Raw genomic sequence first — 14,376 nt, 5'->3', positions numbered from 1 at the left:
GGGGTTGCGGCGCGGTGAACGGGTGGAGACTATCTGAGAATGACAATGGAGCGGCACACCTGGATCGCGTTCCTGCGCGCCATCAACCTGGGCGCGACGCGAAAGTTCCCCAAGCAGGCGATCAAGGCCGCGGTCGTCAGGGCAGGCGGAACCGACGTCGAGACCTACATCAACACGGGCAACGTACGCTTCGACCACCCCGTCAGCGACCGGGCCGAGATGGAGGCGATCCTGGAGGAGGCCTTCGCCGCCGACCGCTTCTTCGAGGTGCCGACGATCTGCACCACACCCGCCGAGCTGAAGGTGATCGCCAACGACGCCGCGGCGGTCGGGATGGGCCACGAGGGCAGGCAGTTCGTGTTCCTGTGCAAGGAGCACAGCGACCCCAGCTCTCGCGAGGCGCTGGTCGCCCGGGCGGGCGAGGGCGAGCGGGTCTACGTCATCGGTCGCGCGGTGCACCTGCTCACCGAGAGCTTCCAGCAGACGAAGATCACCAACGCCGTCGTCGAGCGTCACATCGCCATCAGCACCAACCGCAACCTCAACGTGATCCGCACGCTCGCCGACCGCTGGGGCTGAGCCCCGATCAACCGCTCGTCACGAGCGGTGATCCATCATCCTGCTTCCGGTAGCCGACGAGCCTGAAGGGCGCGAGCCCTGGGTGGCTGCCAGCCCAGGCGATGGGCGGCGCCGACCGCAGCGAGCTGCGAAGAGACTCCGAGCTTCGCCAGGATGGACTTGACCTGGGTGCGGACCGTGGCAGGTGAGACCACGTTGCGAGCGGCGATCTGGGACACGGTGAGCCCGTTCCTGAGCTGCTCCAGGACCTCTGCCTCGCGGGAGGAGAGGCGTTCGAAGCGCTCGTGGAGCCCGGCCAGCTCGAGATCGCGACGCACGGCGTGCGCGATGAGCTGTTCGCGCTCCTGTACGTCGAGAACGCGAAGTCCGTTCGTCAGGCGCCGCACGATCGAGATGAGATCGTTGAGGGGCCGCGACTTGGACACCACCACCCGCGCACCCCGGCGCAGCGCCTGTCCCCAACAGGCTGGGTCGGCGGTCGAGGTCAGGACGACCACGTCGATCCCGGCGCGCGTCAGCGGGGCGATCGTCGCCAGCCACGGATCACCTGCGTCCAGCGTCGTGCCGAGGATCACGATGCTCGCACGAGTGCGCACGACCTGTGCGGTGAGTGCCGTCGCGCTCGCGTGATCGGGAAGCGAAGGCAGGAGGCGAGCGTCGAAGCGATGCCTGGAGAGCGCCAGCTCGAGAGATTCGCCGACCACCGGGTGCGGCTCCACGATGGCCACGCGGTGGCTCACCTTCGTCCGCTGCGGACGAGAGGTCGCTGTGATCGTCATGGCTCGACCCGCTCCTTCCGGGCGCCGGCGTTGGTTGCCTCGTGATGGCTGATGGCCAGGTTCAACGTGGCCAGCGCACGCAGCTCGGCCAGCGAGGCCCGCTCGATGCCGGCCAGGCGCAGGCGGGCTCGCGCTTCCCGCAGGGCCCGGACATCTCCCACCTGGTTCGCCACGCGTACGGCTGCGGACAGCGGCGTCCACGACGGCGCTCGTACCTCGCGCATCACCGTGAGGAGAGCCCACTGCGGGGAGCCGGCCGGAAGCAGCCGGGCAACCCGGCGCTGACTCAGGTTCCGTGTCGATGTGCCGGTCTGCACAGCCTTGGCATGCTGCCTCATCAACTGCACCCGATCGGCCTCATCGATGGATCGGGCTCTGCCTGGGCTGTCGATCGTGGGGGTGGTTGTCATGGTGACAATCCTGTTGTCGTCGAGCGCCCGTGTGACCGTTCTCAAGACCCGACCTCCAGGACCAAAGGCCCGGCTTGATCTCCTACTGCGCCTCGATGCGATCGAGGTAGGTGCGGCGTACGTCGTCGTCGACGCGGGTGATCGCGGCGTCGTCGCGCACGGCGCGGCGGATCAGGCGCATCGCCCGCTCGGGGACGAGCGGGGCGCCGATGGCGGCGAGGCCGACGTAGGAGGGGACGGCGATCTCGGCCGAGCGGGTGCGGACCGACCTCACGACCGCGGCGGCGATGTCCTCGGGGTCGACGGCCGGGAGGACGCCGAGGTCGATGCCCGAGGAGAGCTCGGTGCGTACCGCGCTGGGCAGCACGGTGGTGAGCGAGACCCCGGTGCCGTCGATCTCGAGCCGGGTGGCGGCGCTGAGGCCGACGACGGCGTACTTGCTGGCGTTGTAGACCGCCAGGCCCTTGAGCGGGAACTTGCCCGCCAGCGAGGCGACGTTGACGACGTGTCCGCGGCCGCGCGCGATCATCCCTGGCAGCACCAGCCGCATGCCGTGGATCACTCCGTAGACGTTGACGTCCATGGTCAGCCGGTCGATCCGGTCCTCCTGCTCGAGGAAGGCGCCGTTGGGCATGACTCCGGCGTTGTTGACCAGGACGTCGACCGGCCTGCCGTGCGCCTGCTCCGCGGCGGCGAGGAAGTCTGCGTAGGACTGTTTGTCGGTGACGTCGAGCCGGTGGCTGCTCGCGCCCTCGCCGAGCTGTGCCGCCGCCTCCCGCGCCAGTGCGTCGTCGAGGTCGCCGAGCGCGACCCGCGCCCCGGCCGCGACGAACTCCTTCGCCGTGGCGAGGCCGATGCCCCGAGCGGCGCCGGTGATGACGACCGAGGCGCCGTCGAGGTCGATCCTGGGGTAGCGCGTCACGCGGGGACCTCCGTGGTCTCGTCGATCTCGATCCGAAAGTCGGCGGGGTCGAAGCGGCTGATCCGGCGGACCAGCTCTCCGGTCGACCAGGGCCAGGAGAAGCTGTTGCGGCCGTTGGCGTCGATGAAGTAGCTGTGGCACGAGGCGCCGCTGTAGGCGGTGCCGGCAAGAGCGGCCTGCACCTCCGCGACGTACGCGGCCTGCGCCTGTGGGGTGACGTCGAGCTGCGTCCAGCCCTGTGCGCGGGCGGTGGTGATGGCGTCGGTGATCATCGCGACCTGCGACTCGGCGACGGCGAAGGCCGAGCCGTGGCCGGTGCCGAGGCTCGGGCCGAGCACCACGAACGCGTTGGGGAACCCGGCGACCGAGGTGCCCTGGTAGGCCTCGGGGGAGCCGGACCAGTGCTCGGCGAGCGTGCGGCCGTCGACTCCCCGGACCAGGTCGGCGACCGGCATGTCGAGGATGTGGAAGCCGGTGCCGAGGATGATCGCGTCGACCTCGGCCACGCTGCCGTCGGAGCCGAACACGCTCGTGCCCTCGACCCGGTCGACGCCGGTCGCGTGCACCTCGACGTTCGGCTTCGTCAGTGTCTGGAGGTAGTTGTTGGAGAAGAGGATCCGCTTGCAGCCGAGCAGGTAGTCGGGCGTCAGCTTGGCCCGCAGCTCCTTGTCCCGGACGGCTGCCCGCAGGTAGGCCTCACCGATCTTCTGCAGCCCGTGCATCAGCGGCCTGGGGTGGTGGAAGGCGACGCCGACGGTCTCCATCGCGGCGTACTCGACGGCGCCGAGCGCCTTCTCGAAGAAGGGGACGTTGCGCTTGACCCACTTCTCCGCCTCCGGCACCGGGTGGTCGACCTTGGGCAGGACCCAGTGGGCGGTGCGCTGGAAGAGGTGCAGATCGGCGACCTGCTTCTGGATCTGGGGTACGAACTGGACGGCCGACGCACCGGTGCCGATGACGGCGACCCGCTTGCCGTCGAGGTCGAAGTCGTGGTTCCACCGCGCCGAGTGCCAGACCTCGCCTGGAAAGCCGGCCAGGCCGGGCAGGTCCGGGATCTTCGGCTCGTTCCAGGGACCGGCGGCCGCGACCAGGAAGCGCGCGGTGAGCCCGCCGGAGCTGGTCTCCAGGTGCCATTGTGCGGACTCGTTGCTCCAGTCGGCACCCAAGACCTCCACGCCGAACCGGGTGATGTCCTCGAGGCCGCGGTCGCGGGCGACGCGGTCGATGTAGGCGAGGATCTCCGGCTGGTTGCCGTAGACCCGCGACCAGTCGCTGTTGGGGGCGAAGGAGAACGAGTAGAGATTGGACGGTACGTCGCAGGCGCATCCCGGATAGGTGTTGGCCCGCCAGGTGCCGCCGTAGGTGTCGGCCTTCTCCAGGATGACGACGTCCTCGACCCCCGCCTCGCGCAGCTTGATCGCCGCGGCGATGCCGGAGATGCCCGCGCCGATGACGACGACCTCGTGATGCCTGCTCATGCTCTTTCTCCTGTGAGCGTGGCCGCGAGGCGGCCGGGAACGTGTCGGCGGGCCGCGGCGAGGGTGGCCTCGCGGCGGCCGAGGTCCATGAAGTTGGGGCCCATGGCGGCCAACTCCGCAGGCCCGGGCTCGACCCGGATCACCCGCACCCCGGCCTCGCGGAGGCGAGCGACCTCGCGGTCGAGCACGGCGGTCATCTGGGAGCGCAGCAGGCGCTCGACCCGGGCGCGTCCGCGAGCGGGGACGCCGCCCTCGGTGGTCATCGGGGCGACCACCACGACCTCGTCGACCGCTGGACCGGTGGCGCGGTCGAGGAGGAGGTCGGCCGAGACGGAGGAGACCGCGCCGCCGTCGAGGTAGCTGCGGCCGGCGATCTCGACCGGCGGGAACCAGCCGGGGATCGCCCACGACGCCGCGACGGCCGCGCCGAGGGAGGCCGTGGGGGCGCTGGAAGACCCGAACGCCACCCTCTCGCCGGTCGCCGCGTCGGCCGCGACCAGCCAGGTCGCGGGATGGTCGACCCAGCCGTCGGGACCGGCCAGCGCATCGCCGTACTCCCTCAGCCAGCCGGCATCCCCGCGTCCGCGGGGGAGCACCCCGGCCAGCGCGCTGTAGGCCGAGCGGCGGGAGAGTCCGGGGCGGACCAGACCGAGTGCGGGCAGCGCGGGAGCGGGGATCGGCGGCACCTTGCCGGGGTGGACGGCGACGTGGGCGGCCAGGACCGGGTCGGCGCCCGGGATTCCGTCGAGAGCGTCGAGCAGGTCCTGCGGCGTACGGCCGGATCCGAGGGCGGCGACGATCTCGGAGCCTGCGGAGGTGCCGATCAGGACATCGGCCGTACGGGCGTCCCAGTCGAGGGCGTCCTCGAGGGTGCGGAGGGCGACGGCCGTCCAGGCGAACCCGAGGGTGCCGCCACAGCCGATGGCGAGTGCGCGTCGGAGCGTCATGTTTCGGATACTAATGGTATTTGAATACCGGCGGTAGGTCAGACTGATAGGATTTGCCTCGTGGGCCGGATAACGCGCAAGGAGTCGCACGCGCAGACGCGGGAGCGACTCGTCCAGACCGCACACCGTCTGTTCCTCTCGGACGGCTACAACGCCACCTCGCTCGACAAGGTCGCCACCGAGGCGGGCTTCTCGAAGGGCGCCGTCTACTCGAACTTCGCGACCAAGCACGATCTGGGCCTCGCCGTGCTCGACGTGATCCACCAGGAGCGGGCGCTCTCGCTGGCGAGCGCCGTCAGTGGGGTCGAGACCGTCGAGGGCCGGATCGACGCCTTCGCGGGGTGGGCCGAGGCCAACATCGGTGACGTCGGCTGGACCGCGCTCGAGGTCGAGTTCGCGACCAGCACTCGTCGCGTACCAGGGGTGAGCCAGCAGCTCGCCAACAGGCGCCGTGAGCTCACCGCAGCCGTCGCCGCCCTCATCGAGCAGCAGGCAGACGACCTCGGTCTGACGCTGCCCTCACCGGCCGAGGACGCCGCCGTCCAGCTGCTCTCGCTCGGCATCGGGCTGGGCGTGCAGCGCGCCTTCGACCCCGGCCTGTCCGTCGCCAGCCTGGTCGACCTGCTGCGGTCGCTGCTGGAGAGCGCGAAAGCCTCCTAGGGCGTCACCTAGTGGGCCGGGGCGCCGTTGCGCTCGGCCGAGGGGAAGGACACCCGGTTCAGGCCGCGTACGGCAGGGCTCAGCAGTGTCGCCAGCGAGATCACCACGTAGGCGATGCCGGCGATCGCGAGCACGTTCTCGATCCCGTACGCAGCCGCCAGCGGCCCCATCGCCAGCTGCCCGACGGGGATGGCGATGTAGGTGCCGAGCTGGTCGTAGGAGGACGCGCGGGAGAGCAGCTCGCTGGGGACGTTCTCCTGCATCGACAGCTGCCAGCCGAGACTGAAGACCTGGATGCCGGCGCCGGAGAGGGTGGCTGCGGGGAGCAGCACGCCGAGGTCGGTGGAGAACCCGAGGGCGGCGATCGGCAGTCCGAACAGGGCCATGCCGATCATGCCGTAGAACAGCGGCCGCTCGAGCCGGACCTTCATCAGCACGAGCGTCGCGGCGAGCACGCCGATGCCCTGGAAGGTGAGGAGGAGACCCCAGCCGCCCGCGCCCAGCGACGATCCCTCCGCCCGCTGCGGACCCAGGGTGAGGAGACCGCCTTCGTAGAGCGCGTTGAGCATGGTCGCGGCGCCGACGCAGAGCCACAGCCAGCTCGTGGTGCGGAAGTAGTCCCAGCCCAGGCGTAGGTCGCCGATGACCGAGGCCTTGCTGACCGTGCCGTTGAGCTTGACCGGCAGCAACAGCAGCGCTGCGATGATCCAGGTGGCGGCATCGAGGGCGAGCGCCCAGCCCGCGCCGACGCTGAGGACGAGCAGGCCGGCGGTGCCGGGGCCCGCGACCGCGACGACCGCCTTGGTCAGCGACATCAGCACGTTGGCCTCCTGCAGCATGGTGCGCGGCACCACGAGCGGGATGATGCCCTGCTGGGCGGGCAGGCCGGCGGCCGAGACGATGCCGTTGAGCGCGGAGAGCACGATCAGGTGCCACAGCTCGGCGACGCCGGCGATGACCAGGACGGCGACCGCCGCCTGGCTCAGGCCGGAGACCAGGTTGGAGGCGAACAGGGTCCGAGCCCGGCCCATCCGATCGGCGAGCACGCCACCGATGAGCATGAAGATGATCATCGGGATGGTGCGGGCGGCGAGGACCGCGCCGATCGCGATCGGCGCGTCGCTCACCTCCAGGACGGCGAATGCCAAGGCGACAGGGGCCATGAAGTTGCCCGCGAGGTTGATCGAGCGGGACGCGAAGAACCAGCGGAAGTGGGGTTCACGAAGTGGGGCTGTCGCCGAGATCCGAGCCATTCGAGAGACAATAGACCTTCAGGGGATTTCTATCTGCTGAAAATTCCCATTTCTGTCACAAGACCGTTACCCCCGCCGCTCGCATCTCCTCGATCGCGGCCGTGGTGGAGGAGGCCGCCACTCCGGCGGCCAGGTCGGAGAGCAGCCTGGTGTGCAATCCGGCCGCCCGTGCGTCGAGCGCGGTGGCACGTACGCAGTAGTCGGTCGCCAGCCCGCACACGTCGACCTCCTCGACGCCCTGGGCGCGGAGCCAGTCGATCAGGGTGGCGCCGCCGGTGGACGCGCCCTCGAAGCCGGAGTAGGCGGCTGCGTACTCGCCCTTGCGGAAGATCTCGTCGAAGGTGACCGGGTCGAGGTTGGGGTGGAAGGCCTCGCCGTCGGTGCCGACCACGCAGTGCGCCGGCCAGGAGTTGACGTAGTCCGGCGGGTTGCCGAAGTGGTCGCCCGGGTCGATGTGGTGGTCCTTGGTGGCCACGACCAGCCCGTAGGTCTGCTCCGGCTCCTTGCTGGCCGCCCGCTCGCGCAGCAGCTGACCGATGTCGTAGGCAACTCGGGCCCCGCCGTCGACCGGCAGGGACCCGCCCTCGCAGAAGTCGTTCTGTACGTCGACCACGATCAGTGCACGCGTCATGTTTGCCAGCGTAGACGGTGGCGGTCCGGCTAGGTATGCAGCCGAACCGTCACATCCCTAGCGGAGTTCCACGTGGGATGTGACGGTTGGTCTGCATACCTAGACGAACATCCGGCCGGGCGCGCCATCAGATGAACTGCGTGGGGATCGCGGGATCGCCCTTGAGGAGCGAGTGGGCGATGACGGGGAGCTCGGCGACGGAGGCCTGGTGGCGGTCGCGAGCCGCGTCGAGGGGCTCGCGACCGACGATCTCGCCCTTGCGTACGAGCTGGGTGAGGAGGGGACGGTCGTTGCTGTCACCCTGAGGAGGCGTGCCGATGCCGATCACCTCGGCGTCGGCGACGTCATTGCGGTTGCGGCGGCGCAGGGCGTACTTCCGGCCCCCGATCGAGGTCTTCGCGGCGCTCTTCTTGGCCACCGGCTCCAGCTCGCCCGAGGCGCCCTCGCGGGCCACCAGCTTGTAGACGAACCCGGCGGTGGGGTGGCCGGAGCCGGTGACCAGCTGGGTGCCGACGCCGTAGCCGTCGACCGGGGCGGCCGCGAGCCCGGCGATGGCGTACTCGTCGAGGTCGCTGGTGACGATGATCTTCGTCTCGGTGGCGCCGAGGTCGTCGAGCTGGCGGCGTACGTCATGGGCGAGGAGTCCGAGGTCGCCGGAGTCGATCCGCACCGCACCGAGCTCGGGGCCGGCGATCTCGACCGCCTTCGCCACCGCCTCGGCGATGTCGTAGGTGTCCACCAGGAGCGTGGTGCCCGTGCCGAGCGAGGCGACCTGCGCCCGGAAGGCCTGCTCCTCGGTGTCGTGCAGGAGCGTGAAGGCGTGCGCGGAGGTCCCGGTCGTCGGCACCCCGAAACGGGCCCGGGCGGCCAGGTTGGAGGTGGCGGTGAATCCGGCCACGTAGGCCGCGCGGGCGGCGGCGATCGCCGCCCCCTCGTGGGTGCGCCGCGAGCCCATCTCGATGCACGGGCGCTCACCGGCCGCAAGCGTCATCCGGGACGCAGCGGTGGCGATGGCCGAGTCATGGTTGTAGATCGAGAGCAGCACCGTCTCCAGGACGACCGCCTCGGCGAAGCTGGCCTCGACCACGAGCAGCGGCGACTGTGGGAAGAAAGTCTCGCCCTCGGCGTACCCCCAGATGTCGCCGGTGAAACGGTAGCCGGCCAGCCATTCCAGGGTCGGGCCGTCGACGACACCCTCGAGCACCGCCAGCTGCTCGGAGTCGAAGCGGAACGCCTCGATGGCGTCGAGCGCCCTGCCGACCCCGGCCACCACGCCGTAGCGCCGCCCACCGGCCAGGCGCCGGGGGAACAGCTCGAAGACGGCTCGGCGCTCCGAGGTGCCCGCCTTCAGGGCGGCCTGGAGCATGGTCAGCTCGTAGTGATCTGTCAGGAGCGCGGTCGAGTCCGCTGTCGAGTCCACGAGCACATCGTGGCACGATGGTTCTCATGAGCGCGCCAAGCCCTGTGGAGCTCGACGAGCCCGAGGTCAACGATCTGGTAGCGCCCGCGACCCCGTGGGTGACCATCGTCTGGAACGACCCGGTCAACCTGATGTCCTACGTCACCTTCGTCTTCCAGAAGTACTTCGGCTACTCCAAGAAGAAGTCGGAGAAGCTGATGATGGAGGTGCACAACGACGGCAAGTCGGCCGTCTCCACCGGCTCGCGCGAGGAGATGGAGCGCGACGTGCAGGCGATGCACGAGTACGGACTGTGGGCGACGCTGGAGAAGCAGGATTGATGGGCGGGTTCAGCTACCACCGCCGCAGCAAGCAGATCATCGCGACCTTCTCCGGGTTCGAGGCCGACCTGCTCCGGTCGCTGGCCTCCCAGCTCGTGGAGCTGTTGCGCAACGAGGTCGCCGCACCGGCCGAGAGCGATGATCCGCTGGAGGCGCTGCTCGACTTCTCGGGACCGACCACGGAGCCCGAGGACCCGGTGCTGAAGCGGCTCTTCCCCTCGGCCTACGGCGACGACGCCGAGGCGGCCGGCGAGTTCCGGCGGTTCACCGAGGGCGGGCTGCGCGACGGCAAGGCGCGGGCCGCCTCCACGATCATCGACTCGCTCGAGGAGGCCGGGCTCCCGCCCGAGCTCGACGAGAACGGGCTGGTCATCGACGTCGAGCTCTCCATCGGCGACGCCGAGGCGTGGATGCGGTCCTTCACCGACATCCGGCTGGCGCTCGCGACCCGGCTCGGCGTCGAGGAGGGCGACGAGGACTTCTGGGACTCGCTGCCCGAGGACGACCCCGCCGGCCAGGTCTACGGGATCTACCAGTGGGTCGGGATCCTCCAGGAGACCATCGTCGAGGCGCTGGTCACCGCGAGCTGAGCGGTTTCCGGTCCGGGCCCATACCAACGCGGAGTGGTTCCGCCAACCATGTCCGCACCCTGGGCAAAGGACGTTTCCCGGCTCGTGCCGCCTAGGCTGATCCTGTGCTGACCATCGACCAGGCGACGTACGACGCGATCGTCGCCCACGCGAAGCGCGACCATCCCGACGAGGCGTGCGGGATCGTCGCGGGCCCTGAGGGGTCCGACCGGCCCGAGCGGTTCATCGAGATGATCAACGCCGCGGGCTCGCCGACCTTCTACGAGTTCGACTCGACGGATCTGCTCCAGCTCTACAAGGAGATGGACGCGAACGACGAGGAGCCGGTGGTCGTCTACCACTCCCACACGGCCACCGAGGCCTACCCGTCCCGCACCGACATCGGGCTGGCGATGGAGCCGAACGCTCACTACGTGCTGGTCAGCACTCGCGAGCACGGAAATGACGAGGGTCCGGTCGAGTTCCGGTCCTATCGAATCGTCGACGGCAACGTCACCGAGGAAGAAATCAGCATCGTCCCGACGTTGTCGTGACGCGCAACACCTACATCTAGGAGAACGAACCCATGGCCATCGAGGTCAAGATCCCGACCATCCTCCGCACCTACACCGCCGGTGAGAAGGCAGTCAGCGCCGAGGGCAAGACCCTGAGTGCGCTCATCGACGACCTCGAGGCGAACCACTCCGGTATCAAGGAGCGCCTCATCGACAACGGCGACCTGCGCCGTTTCGTCAACGTCTACATCAACGACGAGGACGTACGCTTCATCGGCGGTCTCGACGCCGAGCTCAAGGACGGCGACCAGGTCGTCGTGCTGCCTGCGGTCGCCGGCGGCTGCTGACCTCTCACCCCAGAATGCCGCGGTCGTACGCTCGTGCGACCGCGGCTGCTCTGTCTGTGACCCCGAGCTTGTCGAAGATGTGACCCAGGTGGGTCTTGACCGTCGCCTCGCTGACGAAGAGCGTGGCGGCGATCGCGCGGTTGGTGGTGCCGCGGGCGACCAGGGTGAGCACCTCGCGCTCGCGCGGGCTGAGCTGCACCGACGGACCGGGTGAACGGAGCCGGGAGGCGAGCCGGGTCGCGACCGCGGGGGAGAGGACGGTCTCGCCCGCCGCGGTCGCCCGGACGGCTGCGACCAGGTCCGGCGTCGGGGCGTCCTTGAGCAGGTAGCCGGTCGCGCCCGCCTCGATCGCGGCGACCACGTCGGAGTCGGTGTCGAACGTCGTCAGGACCAGTACGCCGGCCCGTGACTCCCGCGCCCGGAGCCGCTCGATCACCTCGACCCCGCCGGTGCCCGGCATCCGCAGGTCGAGCACGAGCACGTCCGGGTCGAGCTCCGTCACGAGAGCCAGGGCCTCCGCCCCGTCGCCGGCCTGACCGACCACCTCGAAGCCCTGCGCGCGGAGCACCCCGACCACCCCGTCGCGTACGACGGGGTGGTCGTCGGCGACGACGATCCGGATCGGTTCACTCATGCTGGTCCTCGGGAGAGAGCGGGGATGCTGGCGGAGACGGCGGTGCCGGAGCCAGGGGCGGACTCCAGGGTGAAGGTGCCGGTCAGGCGTCGGGCGCGGTCGCGCATCACGCCGAGCCCGAACGCGGAGGGCCGGCGCGGAGCGTCGGGATCGAAGCCGGCGCCGTCGTCGCGTACGTCGAGGATGACCTCGGACCCGTCGAAGGTGAGGGTCACTCCGACCCGCGAGGCCGAGGCGTGCTTGGCGACGTTGGCCAGGGCCTCCTGGGCGATCCGCAGCAGCGTGGCCTCGACCTCGGGGTGCAGTGCGGTGGCGTCGCCGACGACGACGAAAGAGGCCTCGACCCCGTGGTCGTCGCGCCAGCCCGCAACCAGGCCCGCGAGCGCGTCGGCGAGGCCGGCGCCGGCCAGCTCCGCCGGGGTGAGGTCCTGCACGGACCGGCGGGCCTCGACCAGCGCGGCGCGGGCCATCTCGGTGGCTCGGGTCACCCGGCGGCGTACGTCCTCGGCATCCGCGGAGCCCTGGGCGGCCTGGAGCTGGGCGACGACCCCGGCCAGGGACTGGGCGATGGTGTCGTGGATCTCCCGGGCCAGGCGCTCGCGCTCGTCGCGTACGCCGGTCTGCCGCGACTGCGCGACGAGCTGCTCCTGCAGACGCGCGTTCTCCGCGAGGGCATGCTCCAGGCGGACGATCGTGTCGGCCCGTGCCTGGCTGACGGCGTCGAGGTGCATGCTGTAGCGGGCCATCAGGGTCGCGAGCCCGAAGTTGACGACGAAGAGCGCGGGCAGCGCCGCGCTCTGCCAGGGACTGTCGTACGGCGGTGGGCCACCGGTCTGACCGGTGGCCATGATCAGGGAGGTGGCCGCCATCGCGACCCATCTCCAGCGGCCGCGGAAGGACTCGAAGGCGTCCAGGAAGCCGATCCAGGCGAAGATGCAGAAGAGCGGATGGATGACGGTGAGGGCGCCGGCCAGCAGGGCGCGACCGACGTAGCCGACCGGATGCGGGCGGTCGTCGACGTACATCCACCGCCAGATCCAGACCGCGGTCACCGCCACCAGCACGCCGAAGGTCACCCGCATGCCGACCGATCGCGGCCCCATCTCCGAGAAGGTGGCCACACTGATGACCGTGGCGAGTGCGAGCAGCACGAAGGGCAGCGCCTTGAGGTTGCGCTCCCAGAGCCGCTCGGGCTCGACGGCCGACGTCATGTGCAGGACCTTCTCATTCCCAGCGGAAGGCGCGCACGGCAATCAGGTACAGAACGACCGTCCAGCCACCCATCACCGCCAGGTCAGCCAGAGCGGGGAACGACCCGCCGGCGGCGTCGTTGAGCGCGTTGGAGGCCGCGCCGTAGGGCGTGAGGGAGACGATGTCGCGGACCGTGCCGCTGAAGGACTCGACCGGGACATAGACCCCGGCGGTGAACATCGACGGGAAGAAGACGACCATCCCCACGACCTGTCCCGTCTTCGCGTTGGGGGAGACCGCGGTGATCGCGGCGCCGATCCCCAGCGAGACGGCCAGCGCCAGGACGTAGGCGACCACGTAGCCGACCAGCGATCCCGGCAGCGGCGTCCCGAACGCCACCCGGCCGAGGACGATCACGATCACCGAGGAGGCCGCGACCGCGACGGCGTGCACCAGCACCTGGCCGAGCAGGATCGAGACCGGGCGGGCAGGCGTGGTGCCGAGCCGTCGCAGGACCCCGCTCTCGCGGTAGCCGGTCAGCGTGGGCGGCATCGTCATGATCGCCGCCATGATCATCGAGAGCAGCACCGTGACGGGTACGTAGAGATCGATCAGGCTGCGGCCACCGAGGTCGGTGCTGTCCTCGCGGAAGCTCGGGATCAGCCCGAGCACCCCGAGCAGCAGGCTCGGGAACAGGATGATCCAGAACAGCGAGAGTCGCTCGCGGGCGAAGAGTCGGGACTCCGTACGGATCACGGCAACGGTCGGACTGGTCATCGGAGCGCCTCCTGGCGAGCGTCTGTTTCGGTGAGGTCGAGGTAGGCGGCATCGAGGGTGCCCGCGGCGATCCGGAGCCGCAGCGGCGTCACCCCCTGCGTACGCAGTGCCTCGATGACCGCGAGCGCGACCCCGTCGGCGCCCTCGACGGTGACGGTGCCGTTCTCGCTGTGCGCGGCGGTGACGCCGTCGAGCTCGCGCAGGGCGGCCAGGTCGATCGCGACCGGGGCCTCGAAGGTGGTGATGGTGGCGGCGGAGGCCGCGTCGATGAGCCCCGCCGGGGTGTCCAGCGCCCGGATCCGGCCGGCGTCGACAATGGCGATCCGGTCGCAGAGGGTCTGGGCCTCCTCCATGGAGTGCGTCACGAGCAGGACGGTCACGCCCCGGTCGCGTACGTCCCTCACCAGGTCCCACACCTCGCGACGGGCCCGCGGGTCGAGGCCGGTGGTGAGCTCGTCGAGCACGACGACCCGCGGCCGACCGATCAGCGCCAGCGCGATCGAGAGCCGCTGCTGCTGGCCGCCGGAGAGGTTCTCGAACCGCTGCCGCAGGTGAGCCCCGAGCCCGAGCCGCTCGGCCAGCGGCGCCCACGGCTCCGGGTCGGGGTAGAAGGCGCTCCACAGCTCCAGTGCCTCCTGGACCGTGATCTTCGGCTGCAGCTTGGCCTCCTGCAGCTGTACGCCGAGCACCTCCGTCACCGCCGCCCGGTCCGTCCACGGGTCGATGCCGTGGACCCGGATCCGGCCCTGGTCGCCGACCCGCAGCCCGGCGATCGACTCGACGGTCGTGCTCTTGCCCGCCCCGTTGGGCCCGAGGATCCCGAAGATCTCACCCTCGTGGACGCGCAGGCTGATCTCGTCGACCGCCACCTTGTCGCCGTACGTCTTGCGCAGGCCGTCCACGACGACCGCTGGTTCTCGCTCCTGATGCATATCCTCAGCCTG

General features: G+C 70.2%; 18 protein-coding genes. 6 read left to right on the top strand and 12 right to left on the bottom strand.

The genetic code is table 11. The features are described 5' to 3' along the window. Window positions 1-39 precede the first annotated feature (39 nt). Window positions 40-579, top strand: coding sequence for a DUF1697 domain-containing protein (locus ACFVDI_RS16575; RefSeq protein ID WP_378906884.1), 540 nt, complete (start codon window positions 40-42; stop codon window positions 577-579). 35 nt (window positions 580-614) lie between these two features. Here ACFVDI_RS16575 and ACFVDI_RS16570 read toward each other — a convergent pair whose 3' ends face one another. From ACFVDI_RS16570 to ACFVDI_RS16550, 5 genes are all read right to left on the bottom strand, one after another. Beyond that, window positions 615-1,358, bottom strand: coding sequence for a LuxR C-terminal-related transcriptional regulator (locus ACFVDI_RS16570; RefSeq protein WP_378906882.1), 744 nt, complete (start codon window positions 1,356-1,358; stop codon window positions 615-617). Beyond that, entirely contained in the window at window positions 1,355-1,582 is a 228-nt protein-coding gene (locus ACFVDI_RS16565; RefSeq protein WP_378906880.1) for a hypothetical protein, read from the bottom strand. Before ACFVDI_RS16565 ends, ACFVDI_RS16570 begins: the two co-directional genes overlap by 4 nt. Window positions 1,583-1,850: 268 nt before the next feature. Beyond that, window positions 1,851-2,690 carry an SDR family oxidoreductase gene (locus tag ACFVDI_RS16560; RefSeq protein WP_378906878.1) on the bottom strand — a complete coding sequence of 280 codons (840 nt, stop codon included), beginning with the start codon at window positions 2,688-2,690 and terminating at the stop codon, window positions 1,851-1,853. Further along, window positions 2,687-4,168 carry a flavin-containing monooxygenase gene (locus ACFVDI_RS16555; RefSeq protein WP_378906876.1) on the bottom strand — a complete coding sequence of 494 codons (1,482 nt, stop codon included), beginning with the start codon at window positions 4,166-4,168 and terminating at the stop codon, window positions 2,687-2,689. The genes ACFVDI_RS16560 and ACFVDI_RS16555 overlap by 4 nt, the downstream gene beginning before the upstream one ends. Continuing rightward, window positions 4,165-5,115: a patatin-like phospholipase family protein gene (locus ACFVDI_RS16550; RefSeq protein WP_378906874.1), complete on the bottom strand. Its 951-nt coding sequence runs from the start codon at window positions 5,113-5,115 to the stop codon at window positions 4,165-4,167. The genes ACFVDI_RS16555 and ACFVDI_RS16550 overlap by 4 nt, the downstream gene beginning before the upstream one ends. Before the next feature lie 60 nt (window positions 5,116-5,175). On the opposite strand from ACFVDI_RS16550, the gene ACFVDI_RS16545 reads away from it, so the two are divergent. Next, window positions 5,176-5,775, top strand: coding sequence for a TetR/AcrR family transcriptional regulator (locus tag ACFVDI_RS16545; protein ID WP_378906872.1), 600 nt, complete (start codon window positions 5,176-5,178; stop codon window positions 5,773-5,775). 8 nt (window positions 5,776-5,783) lie between these two features. Here ACFVDI_RS16545 and ACFVDI_RS16540 read toward each other — a convergent pair whose 3' ends face one another. The 3 genes from ACFVDI_RS16540 to ACFVDI_RS16530 all read right to left on the bottom strand — a co-directional run bounded on the left by ACFVDI_RS16540 (window position 5,784) and on the right by ACFVDI_RS16530 (window position 9,079). Continuing rightward, the gene (locus ACFVDI_RS16540) at window positions 5,784-7,028 is read right to left on the bottom strand and encodes an MFS transporter (protein ID WP_378906870.1); all 1,245 of its coding nucleotides are present in this window, start codon (window positions 7,026-7,028) and stop codon (window positions 5,784-5,786) included. Window positions 7,029-7,083: 55 nt separating this feature from the next. Next, entirely contained in the window at window positions 7,084-7,659 is a 576-nt protein-coding gene (locus ACFVDI_RS16535) for an isochorismatase family protein (RefSeq protein ID WP_378906868.1), read from the bottom strand. A gap of 127 nt (window positions 7,660-7,786) precedes the next feature. Next, window positions 7,787-9,079 (bottom strand): nicotinate phosphoribosyltransferase, encoded by a 1,293-nt coding sequence (locus ACFVDI_RS16530; RefSeq protein ID WP_378906866.1) that lies wholly within the window; start codon window positions 9,077-9,079, stop codon window positions 7,787-7,789. 26 nt (window positions 9,080-9,105) lie between these two features. Here ACFVDI_RS16530 and clpS point away from each other — a divergent pair, with 26 nt between their 5' ends. From clpS to ACFVDI_RS16510, 4 genes are all read left to right on the top strand, one after another. Beyond that, on the top strand, window positions 9,106-9,399 hold the full coding sequence (gene clpS / locus ACFVDI_RS16525) for an ATP-dependent Clp protease adapter ClpS (RefSeq protein ID WP_378906864.1): 294 nt from the start codon (window positions 9,106-9,108) through the stop codon (window positions 9,397-9,399). Then, complete coding sequence (locus ACFVDI_RS16520; RefSeq protein WP_328531927.1) at window positions 9,399-9,989, top strand: DUF2017 domain-containing protein; 591 nt, start codon at window positions 9,399-9,401, stop codon at window positions 9,987-9,989. Before clpS ends, ACFVDI_RS16520 begins: the two co-directional genes overlap by 1 nt. A 104-nt stretch (window positions 9,990-10,093) precedes the next feature. Next, window positions 10,094-10,522: a M67 family metallopeptidase gene (locus ACFVDI_RS16515; protein ID WP_328531926.1), complete on the top strand. Its 429-nt coding sequence runs from the start codon at window positions 10,094-10,096 to the stop codon at window positions 10,520-10,522. Window positions 10,523-10,554: 32 nt separating this feature from the next. Then, window positions 10,555-10,830, top strand: a complete 276-nt coding sequence (locus ACFVDI_RS16510; RefSeq protein WP_008358635.1) for a MoaD family protein — start codon at window positions 10,555-10,557, stop codon at window positions 10,828-10,830. A gap of 4 nt (window positions 10,831-10,834) precedes the next feature. Here ACFVDI_RS16510 and ACFVDI_RS16505 read toward each other — a convergent pair whose 3' ends face one another. The 4 genes from ACFVDI_RS16505 to ACFVDI_RS16490 are packed head-to-tail and all read right to left on the bottom strand — an operon-like array spanning window position 10,835 to window position 14,364. Further along, a complete protein-coding gene (locus tag ACFVDI_RS16505) occupies window positions 10,835-11,464 on the bottom strand; it encodes a response regulator (RefSeq protein ID WP_378906861.1) in 630 nt (209 codons plus the stop codon). Next, window positions 11,461-12,675, bottom strand: a complete 1,215-nt coding sequence (locus ACFVDI_RS16500; RefSeq protein WP_378906859.1) for a sensor histidine kinase — start codon at window positions 12,673-12,675, stop codon at window positions 11,461-11,463. The genes ACFVDI_RS16505 and ACFVDI_RS16500 overlap by 4 nt, the downstream gene beginning before the upstream one ends. 13 nt (window positions 12,676-12,688) lie before the next feature. Further along, window positions 12,689-13,432, bottom strand: a complete 744-nt coding sequence (locus ACFVDI_RS16495) for an ABC transporter permease (protein ID WP_378906857.1) — start codon at window positions 13,430-13,432, stop codon at window positions 12,689-12,691. After that, on the bottom strand, window positions 13,429-14,364 hold the full coding sequence (locus tag ACFVDI_RS16490) for an ABC transporter ATP-binding protein (protein WP_378906855.1): 936 nt from the start codon (window positions 14,362-14,364) through the stop codon (window positions 13,429-13,431). Before ACFVDI_RS16490 ends, ACFVDI_RS16495 begins: the two co-directional genes overlap by 4 nt. Between the last annotated feature and the right edge of the window lie 12 nt (window positions 14,365-14,376).

The sequence above is a fragment of the Nocardioides sp. NPDC057767 genome (genome assembly GCF_042798275.1).
Lineage (GTDB): Bacteria > Actinomycetota > Actinomycetes > Propionibacteriales > Nocardioidaceae > Nocardioides.
The sequence above is the reverse complement of the archived record's forward strand: the minus strand, read 5'-3'. Positions and strand labels throughout refer to the sequence as shown.